The sequence below is a fragment of the Pseudorhodobacter turbinis genome (assembly GCF_005234135.1).
Lineage (GTDB): Bacteria > Pseudomonadota > Alphaproteobacteria > Rhodobacterales > Rhodobacteraceae > Pseudorhodobacter > Pseudorhodobacter turbinis.
In genome coordinates, this window is sequence record NZ_CP039964.1 from 1347515 (window position 1) to 1361550 (window position 14036).

The 14036-nt window shown below is 53.9% G+C and carries 14 protein-coding genes; 10 read left to right on the forward strand and 4 right to left on the reverse strand.

Going from position 1 to position 14036, the window contains the following annotated elements; translation table 11 throughout:
* The first annotated feature begins 538 nt into the window (after positions 1-538).
* The 3 genes from EOK75_RS06460 to EOK75_RS21055 all read left to right on the forward strand — a co-directional run bounded on the left by EOK75_RS06460 (position 539) and on the right by EOK75_RS21055 (position 3140).
* Entirely contained in the window at positions 539-931 is a 393-nt protein-coding gene (locus EOK75_RS06460) for a GreA/GreB family elongation factor (protein WP_240793936.1), read from the forward strand.
* Positions 932-1301: 370 nt separating this feature from the next.
* A complete protein-coding gene (locus EOK75_RS06465; protein WP_137193107.1) occupies positions 1302-2234 on the forward strand; it encodes a mechanosensitive ion channel family protein in 933 nt (310 codons plus the stop codon).
* Between the two features lie 120 nt (positions 2235-2354).
* Positions 2355-3140, forward strand: coding sequence for a hypothetical protein (locus EOK75_RS21055; protein ID WP_205965434.1), 786 nt, complete (start codon positions 2355-2357; stop codon positions 3138-3140).
* A gap of 718 nt (positions 3141-3858) precedes the next feature.
* Here EOK75_RS21055 and EOK75_RS06480 read toward each other — a convergent pair.
* A complete protein-coding gene (locus EOK75_RS06480) occupies positions 3859-4176 on the reverse strand; it encodes a hypothetical protein (RefSeq protein WP_137193109.1) in 318 nt (105 codons plus the stop codon).
* Between EOK75_RS06480 and EOK75_RS06485 the strand changes: the two genes are divergently transcribed.
* From EOK75_RS06485 to EOK75_RS06500, 4 genes are all read left to right on the forward strand, one after another.
* Positions 4175-4633 (forward strand): hypothetical protein, encoded by a 459-nt coding sequence (locus tag EOK75_RS06485; RefSeq protein ID WP_168199164.1) that lies wholly within the window; start codon positions 4175-4177, stop codon positions 4631-4633. The two genes, EOK75_RS06480 and EOK75_RS06485, sit on opposite strands and share 2 nt — an antisense overlap.
* Complete coding sequence (locus EOK75_RS06490) at positions 4630-5073, forward strand: hypothetical protein (protein WP_137193111.1); 444 nt, start codon at positions 4630-4632, stop codon at positions 5071-5073. The genes EOK75_RS06485 and EOK75_RS06490 overlap by 4 nt, the downstream gene beginning before the upstream one ends.
* Before the next feature lie 200 nt (positions 5074-5273).
* Positions 5274-5486, forward strand: a complete 213-nt coding sequence (locus tag EOK75_RS06495; RefSeq protein WP_137193112.1) for a hypothetical protein — start codon at positions 5274-5276, stop codon at positions 5484-5486.
* Positions 5487-7202, forward strand: a complete 1716-nt coding sequence (locus EOK75_RS06500) for a recombinase family protein (RefSeq protein WP_137193113.1) — start codon at positions 5487-5489, stop codon at positions 7200-7202.
* Positions 7203-7580: 378 nt separating this feature from the next.
* Here the strand turns inward: EOK75_RS06500 and EOK75_RS06505 are convergent, their stop codons facing one another.
* Together EOK75_RS06505 and EOK75_RS06510 are read right to left on the reverse strand one after the other, a co-directional pair.
* On the reverse strand, positions 7581-8897 hold the full coding sequence (locus EOK75_RS06505; RefSeq protein WP_137193114.1) for a type II toxin-antitoxin system HipA family toxin: 1317 nt from the start codon (positions 8895-8897) through the stop codon (positions 7581-7583).
* Positions 8898-9170, reverse strand: coding sequence for a helix-turn-helix domain-containing protein (locus tag EOK75_RS06510; protein ID WP_205965435.1), 273 nt, complete (start codon positions 9168-9170; stop codon positions 8898-8900).
* Positions 9171-9594: 424 nt separating this feature from the next.
* On the opposite strand from EOK75_RS06510, the gene EOK75_RS06515 reads away from it, so the two are divergent.
* Together EOK75_RS06515 and EOK75_RS06520 are read left to right on the forward strand one after the other, a co-directional pair.
* Positions 9595-10727 (forward strand): IS3 family transposase gene (locus EOK75_RS06515; protein ID WP_137193115.1). Its coding sequence is split into 2 segments (ribosomal slippage): positions 9595-9874 and positions 9874-10727, totalling 1134 coding nucleotides; the frame shifts between segments, so codons are not numbered across the junction.
* A 457-nt stretch (positions 10728-11184) separates the two neighbouring features.
* Entirely contained in the window at positions 11185-11970 is a 786-nt protein-coding gene (locus tag EOK75_RS06520) for a hypothetical protein (RefSeq protein ID WP_137193116.1), read from the forward strand.
* 109 nt (positions 11971-12079) lie between these two features.
* Here the strand turns inward: EOK75_RS06520 and EOK75_RS06525 are convergent, their stop codons facing one another.
* Complete coding sequence (locus EOK75_RS06525) at positions 12080-12595, reverse strand: GAF domain-containing protein (protein ID WP_137193117.1); 516 nt, start codon at positions 12593-12595, stop codon at positions 12080-12082.
* A 1146-nt stretch (positions 12596-13741) separates the two neighbouring features.
* On the opposite strand from EOK75_RS06525, the gene EOK75_RS06530 reads away from it, so the two are divergent.
* Entirely contained in the window at positions 13742-13984 is a 243-nt protein-coding gene (locus EOK75_RS06530; RefSeq protein ID WP_137193118.1) for a hypothetical protein, read from the forward strand.
* Positions 13985-14036: the final 52 nt, after the last annotated feature.

Consider the following 14036-nt stretch of genomic DNA (forward strand, 5'->3'; position numbering starts at 1 on the left):
ATGCGGCTTGAGAGTGCGGCTTTCAATCCGTCTCGGCTTGCCTGCGACCTTTCGGCCCGAAAGCGCCCCAAGGTGGGCCATTTATGCGACAAACGGATAGGGTCGCCCGCATGCAGACGCCGCCAATTGACACAATCGTCATGCCTTCCTACATTGGAACCATGATAACTTATGCAGCTCATTTCCGGTTTCCTTTACTGAACCGCCTGCTTCCCCGGGCGGCATAGGCGCGTCTGCGCCTGACGACATCCCCGGGGCCTCCTCAAATTCTTGAAATGAGCGTGTGACGTTGCGACGTCCGAGGAGTAGCAATGACCAACATTAATTCATTCCGTTTGACAAACACCGCCCATAGCGGCCCGCCGATGAGACGCATGCCAACGTCCTCACTGGCGGTCTTCAAGACGACTCCTCCCACTTAAACTACAGAAATTTTTGCACCATTCCACAGCCTGATCCTAGGATCGGGAACTTATCAACATGTCATCGCTACAAGGGCATACCCCATGAACATCCAAATGTCTGAATCCCGAAAATCGTGATCCGTAAAGACGAGATCATCCATGTTAAAACGCTGACCGAAGGCGCCATGCTGCGCAACCCCGCATTGGCGGATCGCATGCTGGAAGAGCTTGGCCACGCAAGGACCGTCAAGTCGAACCCAGCACCCAAGAATGTCGTGTCGATCGGCAACACCGTGACATACCGCGATGAAGCAACCGGCCAGACTAATACTGTAACACTGGTTTATCCCGAACATGCCGACATCTTGCGCAATCGGATTTCGATTATGACCCCGGTCGGTGTTGCGCTTTTTGGGCTATCTGTCGGGGCCGCCTCCTATTGCGATACGCGCAGCGATCAACGCCGTCTCTTAACTGTTATCGACGTGGTGCCGCCATCCGAGAACGAAAGCGACAATCCGTTATGAGCCCACCACGAACATCTACCCCCACCCGACCTCCTTAACCCCGACCAAGCAAACCAGCGTTGTCATCCTCACTGGCGGGTTTGTTCGGGGCAATATCAAACATCTTTTGCATCCAACAATCACATCCCGGAGTAAGGCCAATGCCACCACAATTCGCCCGCAGTTACTGTGCCTCTTGTCACCAAGCGCTTCCCAGATCGGCCTCTTTTCGATGCCCCTTCTGCCGTGAGAGTATTCAGTCGGCAAACCTGTCCTTTGGCCAGATCTGCCATCTGTGCAGGGATCCGATACCACGCGCACATGCAGGAAAGTGCCCATGTACCGCTGCCGCAAACCTCAATCATGCAGGCACCCGTGAAAGGAGCCGGAAATGACCGCGCAACAACATGCACGCCGCCTCGTGTGGCCAACCGCCCTTGTCATTTTGACGCTTGGGTTGATCCTATTTCTCTTTTACGCTGATATCAGCGCCCTTGTCGAAGACGATGAAACCTTACTGCTAGGGGTCACAGGACTGGCCTATTTTGCCGCGGCATGGTTTGCGAGCAGGCTTTTGGCGCTTGCGCTTGATCAAGCAACGGCGCGTCGGCGGCCCTACCCACGACTGCTCAAAGATTTGATTGCCGTAATGCTATTTTTGTTCGCTTTTGCAGCGACGGTGGCCTTGTTTATGGGACAAGGCGCAACCGGCGCACTTGCAGGATCAGGTCTGGTTATTGCAATGCTGGGGTTCGCCATACGAAACGTTGTGGCCGACACGCTGTCGGGGATTGCCCTTGGTGTCGAGGGCCCTTTCCGCATTGGCGATTGGGTGGATATCGACGGGCTAGCGCGCGGTAAAGTCGTTGAGATTGGCTGGAGAACCACCCGCGTTCTGACCCGTGATCAAACTTACCTCATCATTCCCAACAGTGAAATCGCACGCCAGCGCATCACCAACTATTCCGCCCCAAAGCCGCAATATCGCGCACAAGTCTCTATCATGCTTGACCATGTCATACCGATTGAACTGGCAAAAAGGGTAATGCTAGACGCCGTCAAAGAAGCCAAGCTGATCCAGCAAGATCCGTCCCCAGATGTGCGCGTTCTTTCATATGATGAAGGCGGTATCGTCTATGGGCTGCGCTATTGGCTGACACGTTTCGACCGAGATATAGACTGCCGCGACGAAGTCTATAGTTTGATCGACAGCGCTTTGCGCAAAATTGGCAACACGGTGCCACACCGGCGCATTGAGTTGATCGCAGCCGAAGCACGGGATTTCGACAACATTGAGGGATTGGACCTCATCAAATCACCATGAGCCAAGTAGGCTGATCATTGGGCTGCCTGGTTGTTCGCAAATGCGAGCGTCGCTCCGCCTAGAGGGTGGCGGGATTTGGAATGAAACCGTCACATACTTCACAATAAGGAACTGACCATTATGCCTACTGATCTGGCCATCGAACTTTTGGTTCGCGTTCTTTCAACGGCGGGCATCGTCATTGGCATTACGTTGGCGGTTGAGCGGCTTGGCCCGAAGATCGGCGGCGCGCTTGCAGGCTTGCCGATCGTTATCGGTCCAGCTTTTTTCTTTATTGTGCGCGACCACAGTGTTGCATTCAGTGCCAATGCGGCGGCCGCTTCCCTGATATCTCTGACTGCGACACAGGCATTTTTAATAGGGTATATCGCTGTTGCGGCCAAATCCCGTGCGGCCATTTTCGCGGCCACACTGGCGTGGGTGGTGTGCGCTTGGGTTTTATCCTGGATTCCACCATCACCATGGACCGGATTGCTGATTTTCCTGCCTGCAATGATCGCCGTTCGCTTTTGTTCGCGGCGGTTCCTGCGCCCCTTCACGCCAGGCCGCGCCAGAGGCACGTTGACCTTATTGGTTGTACGAGGCGTGGCAGCAGGCCTGCTCGTAGCGGGGGTCACTGCAGCTTCATGGCGGCTGGGATCTGTATGGGCAGGGTTGCTTATTTCATATCCCATCGGCCTAACCGTCATTGCGATGACCATTCATCACCGCTCCGGCGCGGCTATGGTAATATCGACCTTGCGAGCTGTTATACTGGGGGTTCTCAGCCCTGTTGCGTTCACGTTTGTGCTTGCAGTTCTGCTAGAACCCTTGGGGGCAGTCCTATCGTTCTTCCTAGCACTCATTGCTGGTGTTCTCGCCACCGCTGGGTTGATTAACGTGCAACGGACTGGCGCCAGCGCCTAACTCTGACGCAACCTCTGGTCGTGCCCCGTTTTAGTTCCTGTCTCTTTCGAGCAATGTTTGCTATGAAAGTGATTAAGAATGGCACCGAGATACACAGACGCGTTTCGGCGTGATGCAGTGCGGTTACAAGTCGCCTACCACGACCGTAAGTTTCATCAGATTTGGGCGTGGGTCTTTCGACTTTGAACAAATGGGTTCAGAAGCATCCGTTGGCTGGAAGGCGTGTTTACACGCCGAGAAGGGGGCAGCGGATGAGCGATCGTCATTCTCAAGGGGGCTGATTTGAGGAAATTGATGGATGAGGGCCTAGAGGTGAAGGTCACCAAAGGATTCCGGTTGGTAGATCACCTTCTCGATGCGGATCCGGCGCGTGCGATCTCTGACCACCCAATCGATAGCGTCGCCTTCCTGATAGCCCAAAAATCGCCGTACCGACATCGGAGAGAACTGAGAGCTTTCCCGCACCGCAATCCGTCAGTGCGTCCGTCACCCCGTCTCGACGCGCAAATTCAACAATGTTAGTCGTTTCCATGGTGGTGTATCTCCTTTGGTTGGGCTGCTGTCTCTCAACAACAAAGCAACCAGATACGCCGCCAACCTTCAAACCGCCCAAACACCAGATTCAGTCACAGCTCCTCAATGAGCGGTCGCAGATCATTTGGGTAAAGGACCGGCTGGTGCTCAGTCGTGGCGACTACGTTTCGAAAATGTTAATGGATCATGACTGGTGGCAAAGCCGAAACGCGTCATAGATCGCGGTGTGGATGTTCCGGCTGGCCTGAGCATCGCCAATTCGGTGCAGCTCGTACCCTAATTGCCCGCGAGGCTGCGGCGTGTTCGCGATCAGCGACTTGATATCGGTAACGCCGCCATTCCCGGCCACCTCGCGCAACGCGTTGAACAACTCGTTGTCCGGGACCGTTCCCATATCGACGATTACCTGATCGACCGTCAGTTCGGTGTGTTGACGCGTCAGTTCATTGATAAGCGTCGCGACCAGCTTATTTGACCCACGCGCAATGGAAACCAACCGCATGTCCGTACAGCCCAAGCGCCGCCCTTGTCTGGTGCTCGACGTCTTCGACATAAACGGCACCAACTTCGTCGAACTTGCCTACGGGACTTCGTCCCCCACAAAAGCCAACCGCGGCTATGAGGTCCGGGTCAACCAGACGGCTTCTTGCCACGCCGCAGGCCTTGATCGCCCCTCACGCTTTGTTTGCGCACGCCGCGTCATCGTCAGCGTGAACCATCCTGGCTTCGATGGCGGTGATAATCGCGGCACACTCATCGGTCGCCTTGATCCACCGCTGATCGAGCGCATGAACGATGTGCGCGCGCGCATTCATGCAGAAGCAGACATCCACGCCGAGGCCCTGCGGGAGCATAGAGAAGAACAAGAGCGCTGGCAGCGCGAAGAGCACGGTTTCCTTTTGCGGAACCGCGCATCTCGCGAAGCCACCCCACCCAAACTTAAAGGAGGTCTTTCATGACCCAACTTCTTCCCATCACTTACGACAACATCGACGCCCTGGCGGCATCAGCCTTTGCCAAGTCGCGTGACTGCCTCACCGCAATCCAGCAGGACATCTTGCACAACATCCACCCAAAGGAACGCGTCGGGTTTCAGCGGCTTGTCGATGCGATTGAGAACCGCAAAATCTTCACCCAAGCGATGGTGGACGAACTCGATGTGCAGATCGACGTTCTGTCGCGCCATATCGAAGGTGGCACGACAGTGATCTCACATGTGGACTACGACGAATGCAATGTGTCAGCCCCCGCCTGCTGGAATGAGGCGCGCCAGACGCAACAAGCGCAGGACTGCGCGCGGGCATTTTTTATCCTGCTGGATTTGCACGAGACACTGATGGCTGTGCACGACCTTATGCACGCCGAGACTGCTTTATCAGAGCTGCGCCAAACGCTCTGACCTCCCGAGACACGCAGGATTAGACATCCTGCGTCAGGGCGCGCCGGTCCCCCACCTTCTGCTGCTACAGATATCGGCCGCCCGCAAAACAAAAACGCCCGCACAGATCAACTCTGTGCGGGCGTAAACGACCAACCGTAGCAGGCCAGTGTTCTCATCGTGTTGTTGGTTTTCGGTGTCCACAACCGAAAGAGAAGCACATGACCCTCACAAATCTGATCGACCTGATTGCCGAAGTCGCCGCCAAGCGGGCCACCCAGAAGGACGGAACGAAGGAAGAAACACCGAACGCAGTGACATGGATAATAGAGGCAATCCTGGCCGGACTAAGGCGCCTGCCTCCATACTTTGCTCAAATTGAATTTGTATTTCTTCCGCACCTGCCGCAGCTTCATGACACAAGGAGAATCTGAATGACTGATAAGCCCCGCGTGGCAATCTATGCGCGCTACTCCTCGGACATGCAAAACCCCAAGTCTGTCGATGATCAGTTCAGCGAATGCCGCAAACACGCAGAACGCAACGGGTATGAAGTGGTCAAAGAATACGCCGACGCCAAGATGTCTGGCGCCCTGCGGGACCGGCCCGGGTTTCAGGCGCTTCTGGACGCAGTTCACGCACGCTCCTTTGATATTGTTCTGTTCGAACACGTCGATCGCCTTGGCCGTGATCTTGAACGGGCCTCGAACTTCTACAAGGCCGCGACCTTCGCAGACATTGAACTTCACCAACTGGGCAAAGGCAAACTCGGCCTGCTCGACATCGGCATTATGTCCACGATGGCACAGATATTTCTTGAAGACCTCGCCCTCAAAACACGGCGCGGTCTGCGCGGAAAGTTTGAACGCGGCCAAAGCGCAGGCGGCAAATCTTACGGCTATGCCCTCCGCATCGGACAAGATGGTCTGGTTCAAAAAGGTCACGTCGATATTGACGACAACGAAGCCGCCATCGTGCGCCGCATCTTCACTGAATACGCGTCCGGCGTGTCACCACTCAAGATCGCGGCACAGCTGAATGCAGACGGCATCCCGTCTCCTGCCGCCAACACCAAACGCGCGACCAGCGGCCACTGGAAGCAAAACACAATCAACGGCAACCCCACCCGCGGCACCGGCATCTTAAATAATGAGCTTTATGTCGGGCGTCGGGTCTGGAACAGGCTGCGCTATTCTAAACACCCCGACACAGGGGAGCGCGTTTCACGTCTCAACGCCGTCGAAGACTGGGAGATCCAAGACGCGCCCGACCTGCGCATCATCGACCAAGATCTCTGGGATGCCGTCAAAGCCGTGCAAGCGGGACACAGAAAGGTGCGCAGCGCCAAACCGGCCACGGACAAGAAAGGCCTCTCGGTCGGGCAATCATTTCGGCGGCGTAAATACTTGCTGTCCGGTTTGATGAGCTGCGGCCAATGCGGCGGTAATCTTACCGTGGCAGGCAGCGGCAAAGCGCGCCGCTACTACTGCGCCAACGCCAAAGAGAAAGGCGCTTCTGTCTGCACCGGAATGCGTGGCCTCAAGGAGCACGATGCGGCCACCTCAATTCTCTCGGGCCTCAAGTTTGGCTTGATGCAGGATGAGGCTTATGCAGATTTTCGGGAAAAGTTTCTGGCTCGCAAAAAGGCGGAAGACGAAGAGAACGGCAAAGTGCTCAAATTGCACGACCGCAACATTCACCAGATGGAGACGAAGATCGCTAACATCGTGCGATCAGTCGAGGATGGCGATGGCCTGGCTTCATTCAAACAGCGCCTTAAAGAGTTGGAAGCTGATCTCCAAGCAACGCGCGCCAAACGCGAGGCCATCAAACCTGAACCAGTCACGCTCCCGGCGGACCTCCCTGCCCTCTACAGAGCGCACATAGATGATCTTGCGGCAACCCTGTCAAATGAGGCCGTAACGGGACGCGCAAGCGACGAGCTACACCAAATGATCGACACGGTTGTTGTGAACTGGAACGCGGAGGCCAAGCATCACGAGCTTGAGCTGCGCGGTAAGCTCTTGGAGATGCTGAACAAAGCAAAACCCGCCGGAGAGGCGGGTTTGGGTAAAGTCGAAAGTTCGCTAAAGTTGGTTGCGGGGGGCCGCAACCGCCGTAATCTACCTGCGCTAAGGTGTGGGATATAGTCAAACTGCCCACACTTTGCCGCGGCGGTAGGGAACGGATCCGTCTTGTTTTATATGTAAACTATTGAAAGATATGGGCATCGTGTCGTTCATGCTTGCGGGGCAGCCACAGTTTGATGCCACACTTTATAGGGGTCTCACGGACATGCGACAATGGAAGAAATGATGGGCGAAGCTGCCCTTCGCGCTGTCGCAACCTGAGAACGGGGGCGATTAGAACGATCAAAATAACGTTGCCGTCATCTACCGCATTGCGGGCCCGCCTTACGTAAACCCAGGGGGAGCAAACGAGGCTGAAGGCTTGACTTGGGTGATGCAGCCGCCAGAGCGGCAGAAGTGTATGTGCCTTCCGGCATTCCTCGGTGCAGCTGGTCCATGTCAGGCCTTTTTCATGCCCTCTGCAGCCGCAGCTTGTTTTGCGGTGAACGCTTCAACCCAGGCGCCTAGGTTCTCTTCTGTCTCTTTCAGGCCAGCTCTGACATGCCCGATGCGCGCGCGGATCTCGTCGCGGCAACATTCGGCCATGGCGCGTGCCTCGGCATCCATCCCGACGATTTCATCAAAGGTGCGGTCAAGTTGCTTTTCGACGTCGTTACAAAGTGTTGTTACCATCCGGATAAGCGCGGGCGCACCAAGGGAGCAGAGCAACGCCTCACGCTGCCAATGTCTGCCCATCAAATGATTACCGTCCCGTTTTGTGGCAATCGAAACGGCCAGATACTTTGTGACCTTTGGCCAAACCGCGGCACACATGACGTCATAGATCGGGGTCAAGACCACGCCATCACTACGGATCAGGATCGAATAGTTCTTAGCGTGGGCATCGGTGTTGCAAACCAGAATGTTGAAAATCGTATATTTCAGGAACGATAGCACCGCTGGCAGGCCTGATTGATCGCGCAAAACCGCGACGATGTCTCGAAGACCTGGCCCGCGGCGGCCAGCTTTGTTCAATTCATATTTCGTAGAAGGAAAGTGACCAAGGGCCTGGCACATGTCCTCTTGATGGATGCGGCGCCAAACGTCCCCCTCCCTTACTCTGTCGTAGCGCTCGATAAGGATGAATTTCCGAGTGACCGCACGCCCGATGCGGATTGCCGGAGCGTTCAGGCCGGAATTCAAGGCCAGCCTTAGGCAGTATGCCTCGTTATAGACGCTGCCCCAAAGCCGGTCTGTATCCGGTTTGAGGATCCATGTGGATGGGGACCCGTTGATCGGGATGCTGATCTGGCCTTGATCGTCGATATGAACGCCAATTTTGGTCTGGACGCCGGCCAGCGACATAGATACCCCATCATCGCCCGCCAGAAAGGGTTTGCTTGGCAGTTCATTGATGATGCGCTCGAGCTCGTCCTTGGTTTCCACCGCGCGGTAATTCATGCGCGCAGTGCCGCGCTCGGCAAAAGACAGCGCCCCTGACGTATCGCGGCCAATCTCGGCAAGAATGCCAAGTGCGTCTGCTTTGGCGACCCCAGTTAGCCGCGCGATTGCTTCCAGATTTTCCTCTTCGGGCAGAATATTCACGAGCCAAGGCAGCACGATCGAGGGCGCATAAGACGCCTCTCTAAGCGGCATGCGCGTGGAAATCGGAAACGCCCCCGGCAGACGCAGCCATTCCGGATCATACATCAGGGAGGGGCCGATGTCCGACGGCACAAGCATGGCGACCTTCCTGCCCTCAAAGAATATCTGCATTCAGTCCTCCAAGAACGGCAAGATGGTCGCCGTGGTGTCAGCCCCCTTAGCGGACATGGCATTGGCAAGTCCGGGAATGATACCAAGATGGCGGGCAATCATCAGGGCCGGACCGAGCCGAGCGGTAGGCTTCCCCCCCTCAAGATCAATGAGATAACGCCTGCCTACGCCCGTTGCGAGAGCCACATCTTCCTGCCGAAGGCCCATGGCCTTTCGCTGGCTCCGGATCATCAACCCGAATGACTGTGCTTCCGCCTCGCCCATGGTTTGCATTAGGCCTCCTGAATGTTACCAATCGGGAATATTTACATTAGTCGCAGCACAAGCACGACAAAGGTAACCGATCGGGAACTTTTATCAGCTTTTCACCAGCATAGCAAGGAATGTTCCTGACCGGAAACTTTTCTCCAAATCAGGAAACGCCGAGAGGAAAGTTGCCCTTCAGGAACACTCAAGGTGAGCACTCTTCACCCCCGGCGGCCTATGCAGCGGCTTTAGGCGGCTCCCGACGACCTAATAGGTAGAGTTGCTAGTCAAGCCGCGCCACAATGCCTTTCAGCTCATCTGTGGCCGGGGGAAAGCGTTCCATGATTTCAGGATCATGGCCCGGAACAACCATGGCATCACGATCAGAGGTGGTCGCGGAAATTCGGACCGGCTGTTAAGATGGATCGCATGATGAAAGTGACGATCCAAAATGACAAAACGAAAGAACCATTCGCCAGAATTCAAGGCCCGTGTTGCGCTTGAAGCGATCCGTGAGGAGATGACGCTGGCAGAGCTGTCCAAGAAATACGGCGTTCATCCGACTCAGATCGGCACATGGAAGCGGGCGGCGATAGAAAATATGGCGACGGCATTCACGCGCCGAGGTGCTGCACCAGAACAGGTTAACGCGGCTGAAGTCGATAAGCTGCATTCCAAGATTGGCCAGCTCGTGGTGGAGCGAGATTTTTTGGCCGATGCCTCGCACCAACTTCTCGGGACGCGAGGCAAGAAATGGTGAGCAAGGACCACAAGCTGAGCGTCCGCCGCCAATGTGCCCTGCTAACGCTGACGCGGTCCAGTCTTTACTATGAGCCAAAGGGCGAGAGTGCCGAGAACCTGCGGTTCATGGGGATCATTGATAAGCAGTTTTTGGAAACGCCATGGTATGGGTCACGCCAGATGGCTCGATACATGAAGCGCAATAATCACCAATGTGGCCGTCACCGTGTCCGGCGATTGATGCGTCTTATGCGTCTGGTTCCGATTTATCAGGAACCCAACACCAGCAAAAAGCATCCGCAGCATAAGATCTGGCCATATCTGTTGCGCAATCTGGTGATCGACCGCCCGAACCAGGTCTGGTGCGCTGACATTACATACATCCCGATGCAGCGTGGCTTTCTGTATCTGGTGGCGATCATGGATTGGCACAATCGCAAGGTTCTGAGCTGGCGATTATCGAACAGCATGGACGCGGGGTTCTGCATCGAGGCCATGAAAGAGGCCTTGGCCAAACACGGCGCGCCGGAAATATTCAACACGGATCAGGGAAGCCAATTTACCAGCGGCGACTGGATCGACGTGCTCACCGAGGCAAAGGTAAAGATCAGCATGGATGGCAAAGGCGCATGGCGCGACAATCGCATGATCGAACGGCTGTGGCGGTCATTGAAGTATGAATGCGTCTACCTGCATGCCTTCGAAAGTGGTTCAGAGACAAAGGCTGGTATCAGAAAGTGGCTGGCCTATTACAACGGCGAACGCCCGCACTCGACGCACGGAATCTTGACCCCTGACGAGGCATATGCCAGCAAGACAGAACCAATGAGATTAGCGGCCTGAAATGAAATCCTGATCCATCTTAACAAGGCTGCATACTGGTCGAAAATCCAGGACCACCTCTGTTCTGGGGTGAGGTCCAGTAGCCGTCTGAAGGAAGCGGAACAAAACGATACGCGCTCGATGAAAGCGCCAATGGGCCGAACGCGATGCGGCACATAGCGCCGCCGCTTCCGAATCGAACCTTCATGGACAGCGCGGCTAACGGCAGGTTCGAGGCCTCTTTTCCGAATTTCAGCTATGCAGCTAAGGTCTGCTATCACGAGAGAGCCAAAAACCTTCAACAACGGGATGGGTTTGTGGCAGCGTTAGTCGGGGTGGTTTGCGCATGTTCCAAAACGAGGGTTTTTGGCATCTCCAATCGGTTCTTCGTTACGCAGATTTGTCATCTTGAAACATTGAAGCTAATGAACGCCCAAACCTGATGGCCTCGCCACGAGGTCTATTCTTGGAGCATCTTATGATACCCATTCCAGTTCTGTCGCTCGAAGCCATCTTTATCATGTTTGCTTTTTACGCTGCCACTCTGGCTTGGCTGGTTTGGACACTACGTATCATTCTTAGCGCAAAGGCGCGACGTCGGTTGGGTCCATGGCGTATTTTGGTCTATGCCATTCTTGCGGCGATGAGTTGTCTCACAGCTTTGTATCACTACGATCTCCATCAGCAGGCTGCCGACTTTAAAATGAAGTTTGAACCGGTGCTGTCTGAAAATAGCTTTATAGGAGGCATAGATATGCCAGCCGGTACTAAGCTGGTAGTAAATGCCCCCTACGATTTCGAAACCTTCAGAGAAGCCAAATTTCCTCATCCGGTACGCATTAGTGGTACCGATGCACTGTTCGCAGAGCGTTACATCACAACAGAAACCGATGAAGAATTTAGCATATTGGATTACACGCCTCTCAATATCCGCCTGACGGGTATTGGTGAAGGTCTGGAAAATGAATGGCGATGTGATGCTACTCATCCGATAACCCTGCAAACCCACAGTGACGGCAGCGTCAAAGCATTCGAAAGCTGCATGGCGGCAGTTGGCAATCGTATTGAAAATCAACCTTTGCCAAAAGGGGCTGAGATTATAGCAACAGATGGAACCGTTTACACCGACGGGTTTGTCGCCTCGGATCGCTGGCTTATTTACTTACCAGCCGGCGCGGAGCTTAGCGTTGGGAACAAAACTCAATTTGGGGGCATGATCCGGCTTGATGCTGAGCGTAGGATTATTACGAAGCCTTTGAGGTAAACCTTTTTCATAGGCAGCTGGATAAGACGTCAAAAACGACCATTTTGGGAAGGCGTCGGACCTGGCTGTCCCATAAAGTAGCATTTGGAATAGTCCGGATAGATAAGTTTCACGCCAGCTTTTGTGCATCAACGGGCGCCATTTTCGGCCTGACTTTAGAAGTCAGTTTTGTACCCATCTTTTGATTGAAATATCCGACAAGCAGTCTCTCAGCATGCTGGGCTGCTTGTGTAATAATTTCGATATCTCGGGCAGACCAGCGCCGTTGTTTTAGCTCCACCGCACAAAAAACGCCTATGGCTTTGCCCTCATGTCCATGCACCGGTACGCCAAGATAAGCCACTATTCCTAAATCTTGAAAAGCCAAATTGTCGCGCAACAATGGATGGGTGATAGTATTATCGATAATCAGTGGAAAATCCATTGCGACGGTATGATGACAAATCGAATGGCTCAAGGGTATTGAGCCGTTAAAGCGCGCAGGCACGGTTAGGCCTGAGTTGGCCAGGATCTCCTGTCCCGCCGCCGTCGTGTGTGTAACCAATATGCCTGCACAGCCTAACTGCGCGCAAACAAATGTTACCAGTTCATCCAAAGACTGAGTGCTGTGTAGATCATCCACCATTGAACATCCTGACTTTATAACTCACAAATATTAATCAGTTGCTGGATATGGTCAGGCTTGGCGACATCGTCCAGCCAAAACACGCGCGATGAGCGAGTTACAGCCGAGGGCTGCACTTCAAGGTTTGTACCGAACAACCACTGCCCCGTATAGGGATTCCACCAGCAGGGGTTGTGGGGGTGCTCCAAGTTTAGTTTTTATGGAAAGTGTTGGCACAACATGCAGGGCACTGAACATCATTTTCCACCTATCGGCACCGATGAGACCGCTGACAAAAACACAGAAAGAGTCAATAAAACAACAACCTGAATATTAGACGGGCATTGTAACTCTTTGTTTACCAAAGGCGAGCCAGCTAGGCATAGTTTTAAAAACCGACATGCACCATCAGAAAAAATTGGCTGAGAATATGAATACAAATAATATAAACTCAAAAGTTGCGACTGATTATGCTCCGTGGGAACCAACCGACCGGTTGCGTTCCAAGACTGAGCGTGACCTTGAGAATGAGTGCTATGATATACTGGTGGCTGAAACGCTGCGAATGATTGCCCAAAGAGACGTCAGGTAACAAGAGAACCTTCACAGAAGGTCGACTTGCTTGGCTCAGAGTGGACATTCACTGCGTTCAAGAACGGTCGTCTTGAAGCGCACTCGAGTGGAAGCTAATCTGCCTTGCGGTCTTGAAAGTTGCCGAGACAACGTTGCCCGTTTCGCAAAACTGCGCTTGCACATCACTTGAGCTTAGTGTCGCGATCCCTACGTGTCCCCGGCGTGAGATTGGTTTGCCTTATATCTGCGTGCTCGCGGTTTGTGCCGAGGTATAGGCACAAAGTATCAAGTGACAATCCGTTGAAGAGTGCGTAAATGCACAGACGCTGTTAGCGGGTAAGTTTGATGCCTGAAAGCAATCGGGCTGTGAATTTCTGTAACAAGTTACAGCACTTAAATTTCCATTTTACACTGTAAATTTAGGTATTTGCGCTATTTAAACCCTGACCATGTAGATGGCTACACGTGTGAAAAAATGTGCGTGATGTGCCGTGAGCGGCATGTGATTTGTAAAGCGATACGGCAAGGCGCATCTGTATATCACCAAGCCAAAGACGCTGGCTGTTTAGATATACACATGAAAAGGAAAACACCATGAAACGCATTTTGATCGCAACTGTCCTTAGCCTTGCAGCTGCTGGTTCCGTATCCGCAATGACCTCGACAACCACGCTGTCGAACGCTGCAGCAGTACAGGCAAATCACATTTTGCCAAGCGCATCTTTCGATAATCTGACAGCAGACCAAGCTGCACGCATTGAAGGCCTGCTGACCGGCGGCAAGGACTTTCTGGATTCCGAATTGCGTCAACGCCTGAACACTGCGTTGGCTAGCTAATACCTGTTTGGCATGAGTACATCCCTGCCAGAACACAAGAGTAGAGGGCCAG